The 7,076-nt window shown below is 57.4% G+C and carries 6 protein-coding genes; 2 read left to right on the forward strand and 4 right to left on the reverse strand.

Going from position 1 to position 7,076, the window contains the following annotated elements; translation table 11 throughout:
- Positions 1-37 precede the first annotated feature (37 nt).
- The 4 genes from FQ187_RS05175 to FQ187_RS05190 all read right to left on the reverse strand — a co-directional run bounded on the left by FQ187_RS05175 (position 38) and on the right by FQ187_RS05190 (position 4,285).
- Positions 38-1,489 (reverse strand): NAD(P)(+) transhydrogenase (Re/Si-specific) subunit beta, encoded by a 1,452-nt coding sequence (locus FQ187_RS05175; RefSeq protein ID WP_149628657.1) that lies wholly within the window; start codon positions 1,487-1,489, stop codon positions 38-40.
- Positions 1,489-1,812: an NAD(P) transhydrogenase subunit alpha gene (locus FQ187_RS05180; RefSeq protein WP_003187010.1), complete on the reverse strand. Its 324-nt coding sequence runs from the start codon at positions 1,810-1,812 to the stop codon at positions 1,489-1,491. The genes FQ187_RS05175 and FQ187_RS05180 overlap by 1 nt, the downstream gene beginning before the upstream one ends.
- A gap of 15 nt (positions 1,813-1,827) precedes the next feature.
- Positions 1,828-2,949 (reverse strand): Re/Si-specific NAD(P)(+) transhydrogenase subunit alpha, encoded by a 1,122-nt coding sequence (locus FQ187_RS05185; RefSeq protein ID WP_149628658.1) that lies wholly within the window; start codon positions 2,947-2,949, stop codon positions 1,828-1,830.
- A gap of 436 nt (positions 2,950-3,385) precedes the next feature.
- The gene (locus tag FQ187_RS05190) at positions 3,386-4,285 is read right to left on the reverse strand and encodes a LysR family transcriptional regulator (RefSeq protein WP_149628659.1); all 900 of its coding nucleotides are present in this window, start codon (positions 4,283-4,285) and stop codon (positions 3,386-3,388) included.
- A 157-nt stretch (positions 4,286-4,442) separates the two neighbouring features.
- Here FQ187_RS05190 and FQ187_RS05195 point away from each other — a divergent pair, with 157 nt between their 5' ends.
- A complete protein-coding gene (locus FQ187_RS05195) occupies positions 4,443-5,624 on the forward strand; it encodes an acyl-CoA dehydrogenase (RefSeq protein ID WP_123369330.1) in 1,182 nt (393 codons plus the stop codon).
- 13 nt (positions 5,625-5,637) lie between these two features.
- Positions 5,638-6,858, forward strand: a complete 1,221-nt coding sequence (locus tag FQ187_RS05200; protein WP_149628660.1) for a CaiB/BaiF CoA-transferase family protein — start codon at positions 5,638-5,640, stop codon at positions 6,856-6,858.
- The last annotated feature ends 218 nt before the right edge of the window (positions 6,859-7,076 follow it).

A 7,076-nucleotide genomic window follows, 5' to 3' on the forward strand; every position in this document is an offset into this window, starting at 1 on the left:
AAGGCTGAGGTTTTGGGTATTGCTGCTTCCGCAGGTTTTACTCGACTGCTTTGACCATGTCTTCGATGACTTTCTTGGCGTCGCCGAAGACCATCATGGTTTTGTCGAGGTAGAACAGCTCGTTGTCCAGGCCGGCATAGCCGCTGGCCATCGAGCGCTTGTTGACGATCACAGTCTTGGCTTTATAGGCCTCGAGTATCGGCATGCCGGCAATTGGCGATTTCGGATCGTTCTTCGCTGCCGGGTTGACCACGTCGTTGGCGCCGAGCACCAGCACCACGTCGGTCTGACCGAACTCGGAGTTGATGTCATCCATCTCGAATACCTGCTCGTAAGGCACTTCGGCCTCGGCCAGCAGGACGTTCATATGGCCAGGCATCCGACCGGCGACCGGGTGGATCGCAAACTTCACGGTGACTCCCCGGTGAGTCAGCTTCTCCGCCAGTTCCATCAGTGAGTGCTGGGCGCGTGCCACCGCCAGGCCATAACCCGGAACGATGATCACGGTGTCGGCGTTGGTCAGCAGGAAGGTCGCATCGTCAGCCGAACCGGATTTCACCGGACGGGCCTCTTTCGAACCTGCCGGGCCAGCTGCATCTGCCGTATTGCCGAAACCGCCGAGCAATACGTTGAAGAACGAACGGTTCATCGCCTTGCACATGATGTACGAGAGGATCGCACCGGATGAACCCACCAGGGAGCCGGCAATGATCAGCATCGAGTTGTTCAGCGAGAAGCCGATACCTGCCGCTGCCCAGCCGGAGTAGCTGTTGAGCATCGACACCACCACCGGCATATCGGCGCCGCCGATCGGGATGATGATCAGCACACCCATCACGAAGGCCAGGGCCAGCATGAGGGCGAAAGCACCGAGGTTGCCGGTCAGCATGAAGGTGATACCCAGTGCCAGCGTCGCCAGACCCAGCAGCAGGTTCAGCTTGTGCTGGCCGCCGAACTGTACGGGTGCGCCCTGGAACAGGCGGAACTTGTACTTGCCCGACAGCTTGCCGAACGCGATTACCGAACCGGAGAAGGTGATTGCACCGATGGCCGCGCCGAGGAACAGCTCCAGGCGGTTACCGGCAGGAATGGAGTCACCCAGTTGCTTGACGATGCCCAGCGATTGCGGTTCAACGACAGCAGCGATGGCAATGAACACCGCGGCCATACCGATCATGCTGTGCATGAAGGCGACCAGTTCCGGCATTTTGGTCATTTCAACGCGCTTGGCCATGATCGATCCCGCGGTACCGCCGACCAACAGACCTACGATGACGTAACCGATGCCGGCGGTGGCCCCGCCTTGCCCAAAAGAGAGCGCGCTCAGCTTATAGATGAGGCCGATGGTGGTGAGGATCGCCAGCGCCATGCCGAGCATGCCGTACACATTGCCGCGTCGGGAGGTCGTAGGGTGCGACAGGCCTTTGAGGGCCTGGATGAAGCAGATCGACGCGATCAAGTAGAGCGTCGTTACAAGATTCATGCTCATTACTTAGGCGCCTCTTCTTTTACTGCTTTCGGGGCTTTTTTCTTGAACATCTCAAGCATCCTGCGGGTCACCAGGAAGCCACCAAATACGTTCACCGCTGCCAGCGCTACCGCAAGGGTGCCCATGGTTTTGCCCAGAGGTGTGACGGTCAATGCCGCCGCCAACATGGCGCCGACGATCACAATCGCCGAAATGGCGTTGGTCACCGCCATCAAAGGCGTGTGCAGTGCAGGTGTAACGTTCCAGACCACGTGATAACCGACATAAATCGCCAGCACGAAGATGATCAGGTTGTAGATACCGGGGGAGATAAGCTCTTCCATCGTCTGAATCCCTGCTTAAGCGTTTTTGCGGATGACTTGGCCGTCGCGGCACATCAGGCACGCGGCGACGATGTCGTCTTCGAGGTTGATCTCGAACTGGCCTTCTTTGTTGAAGACCAGCTTCAGGAAGTCCAGCAGGTTGCGCGCGTACAGTGCTGAAGCGTCTGCCGCGACTGCGCCGGCCAGATTGGTCGGGCCGCAAATGATCACGCCATTCTCGACGACGACCTGATCGGCCACTGTCAGCGGGCAGTTGCCGCCCTGAGCGGCAGCAAGGTCGATGACCACCGAGCCCGGCTTCATCTGCGCCACGGTTTCCGCGCTCAACAGTGTTGGTGCCTTGCGGCCCGGGATCAGTGCGGTGGTGATGACAATGTCAGCCTGTTTGGCGCGTTCGTGCACGGCCAGGGCCTGACGTTGCATCCAGCTCGCGGGCATTGGTCGTGCGTAACCGCCGACACCGACGGCGCACTCGCGCTCTTCATCGGTTTCGTAAGGTACGTCGACGAACTTGGCGCCGAGGGATTCGATCTGCTCTTTTACCGCAGGACGTACGTCAGACGCTTCGATCACTGCACCCAGACGTTTCGCCGTAGCGATCGCCTGCAAACCAGCCACGCCAGCGCCGAGAATCAGCACGCGCGCCGCTTTCACGGTGCCCGCAGCCGTCATCAGCATCGGCATGAAGCGAGGATAGTGGTGAGCGGCCAACAACACGGCTTTATAGCCGGCGATGTTGGCTTGGGAGGACAGCACATCCAGGCTCTGAGCGCGGGAGGTGCGCGGCGCGGCCTCCAGTGCGAAAGCGGTAATGCCGCACTCAGCCAGCTTGGCAATGGTTTCATTGCTGAACGGGTTGAGCATGCCCACCACAACGGCGCCGCTTTTTATCAGCGTCAGTTCGCTGTCGCTGGGGGCGACCACCTTGAGAATCAGCTCGGCACCAAACGCATCGTTGGCGCTGCCAATAATTGCGCCTGCCGCTTCATAGGCACTGTCGACAACGCTGGCATTATTGCCGGCGCCGCTTTGCACAGTGACCTTATGACCCTGGCCGATCAGCTTCTTGATGGTTTCCGGGGTTGCAGCAACCCGTGTTTCACCGGTCTGGGTTTCGAGAGGAACACCAATGTGCACGTCAAATCTCCTGCGTGATCTTATTGAGTAAACCCAGGCACTTCGGATGGTGCGGCTGGGGGCGGCCGATCAGCACGATCCCGCCAAATCAGGGCGGGGCGCGGCATTTTGCAGGCGAACTTAGTGCCCTTCAAGGGTTTATGACGGGTGACGGAAAATTAACTACAAGTCACCCCGTGACCGAATGTCGCAACTGATCGGTTCAATCCCTTGCAGGCCGTGCCTTGTAAGGATTCTTGTAAAAATTGAAGAATTTACGCATCGGTCAGGTGAATGAGTCGTTATTGCTCCGCAATAGAGGCTCAAGGCCACGTTTTCAGGCTCTTGTGGGACGTTTGTACTGCTTGTCGGTACAGTCTTCGAATATGCGACAAATACTTATATCTGTAGTGCTTTTATTTTACTGACTACGGGGTCAGCTAATAACGCCAAGCCTTTATCCTTCAAGGCTGTAGCTCTGTGCCTGATTGACCAACCAATCGCGAAATGCCCTTAAAGAGGCCGATTCGACCTTTCGCTCGGGAATCATCAAGTAATACGCCTTGATGCTTGATAACGCTTGGGCGTTGGCAATGACCAGGCGCTTCTCGGCCAGTTCGCGTTGAATCAGGAACGGTGGAATCAGCGCTATTCCCATATCGTGCATGGCCGCTTGGGCAAGCATGGAGAATAGCTCGTAGCGTGGCCCTGTCATGTCTCGCGGGATATTTAGGTTTTGAGAGTTGAACCACTGGCGCCAGGCATAAGGGCGAGTGGTCTGCTGCAACAGGGGCAATTCGGCGATTTCGCCGGGAGACAGGGTTGTCTTTTTCCCCATGAGATTGGGGCTGCAAACCGGCATCGGATTTTCGCCCATCAGCCTGTGGGATTCGGTACCCGACCAGTCCGCGTCGCCAAAATAGATCGCGGCATCGAAGTCGGTGTCGGCAAACAGGAAGGGCCGCGTTCGGTTGGTGAGGTTGACCGTCACTTCCGGGTGTTTTTGCTGAAAATCCTTGAGTCGTGGCAGCAGCCATTGAGTGCCGAAGGTTGGAACCACCGCCAGCTCGATCACGTTGGCGCCTTGTTGACCCATCACTGACAAGGTGTCGCGCTCAACCGCATCGAGTTGGGTGGCTACCCGGCGGCTGTAGGAAAGACCGGCTTCCGTCAGCTTGACTCCGCGTCGCGAGCGTCGGAACAGTTCTACGCTGAGGAACTCCTCAAGGCTGGCGATCTGTCGGCAAATGGCGCCTTGAGTGAGCGAAAGCTCCTGAGCCGCCTTGGTAAAACTTTCGTGGCGAGCCGCGGCTTCAAAGCTGATCAGGGCAGTTGTGCTGGGGATTTTCCTGCGCATGTACGTCAACCTCACTAATACATTGCATAAAAGCTACTTTACGATGTTTCGGAGTGAGAAATTAGCACAACAGTATGCAAAATCCTCGTTTGCCGTAACGCCGAACCCGGCCTAGGATCAGCCCACGTTATTTGACTCGATTCGAGAGGACACACTCATGGGCGGTAAAGCTAGCTTCAACTGGATCGATCCCCTGCTGCTGGATCAACAGCTCACCGAAGAAGAACGCATGATTCGCGACACCGCTGAGCAATTCGCTCAGCAGAAGCTCGCGCCGCGTGTTCTCGAAGCTTTCCGCCATGAAAAGACCGACCCGGCAATCTTCCGCGAGATGGGCGAAATAGGTCTGTTGGGCGCGACTATCCCTGAGCAGTATGGTGGCAGCGGCCTGAACTACGTCAGCTACGGTCTGATCGCCCGTGAAGTCGAGCGCGTCGACTCTGGCTACCGCTCGATGATGAGCGTGCAGTCCTCGCTGGTCATGGTGCCGATCAATGAATTCGGTACCGAAGCCCAGAAACAGAAGTACCTGCCGAAACTGGCTTCAGGCGAATGGATTGGCTGCTTCGGTCTGACCGAACCTAACCACGGTTCCGACCCGGGCGCGATGATTACTCGTGCGCGCAAAGTGGAAGGCGGCTACAGCCTGACCGGCAACAAGATGTGGATCACCAACAGCCCGATCGCTGATGTGTTCGTGGTCTGGGGCAAGGACGACGCCGGCGACATCCGCGGCTTCGTTCTGGAGAAAGGCTGGAAGGGCCTGAGTGCTCCTGCGATTCACGGCAAGGTTGGCCTGCGTGCATCCATCACCGGCGAGATCGTCATGGACAACGTGTTTGTCCCTGAAGAGAACATCTTCCCGGATGTCCGTGGCTTGAAAGGCCCTTTTACTTGCCTCAACTCGGCACGTTACGGCATTTCCTGGGGCGCGCTGGGCGCGGCCGAGTTTTGCTGGCACACCGCTCGCCAATACACCCTGGATCGTCAGCAGTTCGGCCGTCCATTGGCCGCCACTCAGCTGATTCAGAAGAAGCTGGCAGATATGCAGACTGAAATCACCCTGGCGCTGCAAGGTTGCCTGCGTCTGGGTCGTATGAAAGATGAAGGTACTGCAGCGGTCGAGATCACTTCGATGATGAAGCGCAACTCCTGCGGCAAGTCCCTGGACATTGCTCGCATGGCGCGCGACATGCTGGGTGGTAACGGAATTTCCGATGAATTCGGTGTTGCTCGCCACTTGGTCAACCTGGAAGTGGTGAATACCTATGAAGGTACGCATGACGTCCACGCACTGATCCTCGGTCGTGCTCAGACTGGCATCCAGGCGTTCTATTAATAGGAGAACGGCCATGGGCGCGCTTTCGCATCTGCGGGTACTGGATTTATCACGGGTTCTGGCCGGGCCGTGGGCCGGACAGATCCTTGCGGACCTTGGCGCCGAAGTGATCAAGGTCGAGCGCCCGGGTAATGGCGATGACACGCGCGCCTGGGGGCCTCCCTTCCTTAAAGACGCTTATGGCGAGAACACTAGCGAGGCCGCTTATTACTTGTCGGCCAATCGCAACAAGCAATCGGTGACCATCGACTTCACGCGGCCTGAAGGGCAGAAGCTGGTGCGCGATCTGGCGGCGAAGTCGGACATCCTGATCGAGAACTTCAAGGTCGGTGGGCTGGCGGCATATGGTTTGGACTATGAGTCTCTAAAGGCGATCAATCCGAATCTGATCTATTGCTCGATTACAGGGTTTGGCCAGACAGGCCCTTACGCCAAGCGCGCGGGTTATGACTTCATGATCCAGGGACTGGGCGGTCTGATGAGTCTGACGGGGCGACCCGAAGGGGATGAGGGTGCCGGGCCGGTGAAAGTCGGCGTGGCGCTGACTGACATTTTGACCGGTCTCTATTCGACCGTGGCGATCCTTGCAGCGCTTGCGCATCGGGATCATGACGGCGGCGGTCAGCATATTGATATGGCGCTGTTGGATGTTCAGGTGGCTTGTCTGGCTAACCAGGCAATGAATTACCTGACTACGGGCAATGCTCCGAAGCGCCTGGGTAATGCTCATCCGAATATAGTGCCTTATCAGGACTTTCCTACGGCGGACGGAGACTTCATCCTCACCGTCGGTAATGACGGCCAGTTTCGCAAGTTTGCTGAAGTGGCTGGACAGCCGCAGTGGGCAGATGATCCACGCTTTGCGACCAACAAGTTGCGGGTGGCGAATCGTTCGGTGTTGATTCCGCTTATCCGCCAGGCGACGGTGTTCAAGACGACTGCGGAGTGGGTGCTGCAGCTGGAGCAAGCAGGTGTGCCGTGCGGGCCGATCAATGATCTGGCTCAGATGTTTGCGGATCCTCAGGTTAAGGCGCGCGGGTTAGTGATCGAGCTGCCCCATGTGCTGGCCGGGATGGTGCCGCAAGTGGCGAGTCCGATTCGTCTGTCCGAAACGCCTGTGGAGTATCGCAATGCGCCTCCTCTATTAGGGGAGCATACGCTGGAGGTTCTGCAGCGGGTGTTGGGTCTGGATGCCGGCGTTGTGGCTGCATTCAAAGAGGCCGGGGTGCTCTGAGGGTTTCTTCTATATAGGAGGGAGTCGTTTTACTCTCCTATAGAGAGGAGATGGGCTGTTTTCCGGCGTTCTGCAAGTGATTGATAGAAAAGCGTAATTAAGGGTTGACGGCAGATTCTGGAAGTCTATAATTCGCCCCACTTCCGGCGCAGTCGAAACGGAAAACTCCTTGGTAAACAATGAGTTATGCAGTTTTCGACAGCGAGTTGCTTCAGGTC

It is taken from the genome of Pseudomonas sp. ANT_J28 (assembly GCF_008370005.1).
Taxonomy (GTDB): Bacteria; Pseudomonadota; Gammaproteobacteria; order Pseudomonadales; family Pseudomonadaceae; genus Aquipseudomonas; species Aquipseudomonas frigoris.

Excerpts from the sequence above, each read along its gene's own strand:
- FQ187_RS05175 (WP_149628657.1), bottom strand. The coding sequence starts at position 1,489 with ATGAGCATGAATCTTGTAACGACGCTCTACTTGATCGCGTCGATCTGC.
- FQ187_RS05180 (WP_003187010.1), bottom strand. The coding sequence starts at position 1,812 with ATGGAAGAGCTTATCTCCCCCGGTATCTACAACCTGATCATCTTCGTG.
- FQ187_RS05190 (WP_149628659.1), bottom strand. The coding sequence starts at position 4,285 with ATGCGCAGGAAAATCCCCAGCACAACTGCCCTGATCAGCTTTGAAGCC.
- FQ187_RS05195 (WP_123369330.1), top strand. The coding sequence starts at position 4,443 with ATGGGCGGTAAAGCTAGCTTCAACTGGATCGATCCCCTGCTGCTGGAT.
- FQ187_RS05200 (WP_149628660.1), top strand. The coding sequence starts at position 5,638 with ATGGGCGCGCTTTCGCATCTGCGGGTACTGGATTTATCACGGGTTCTG.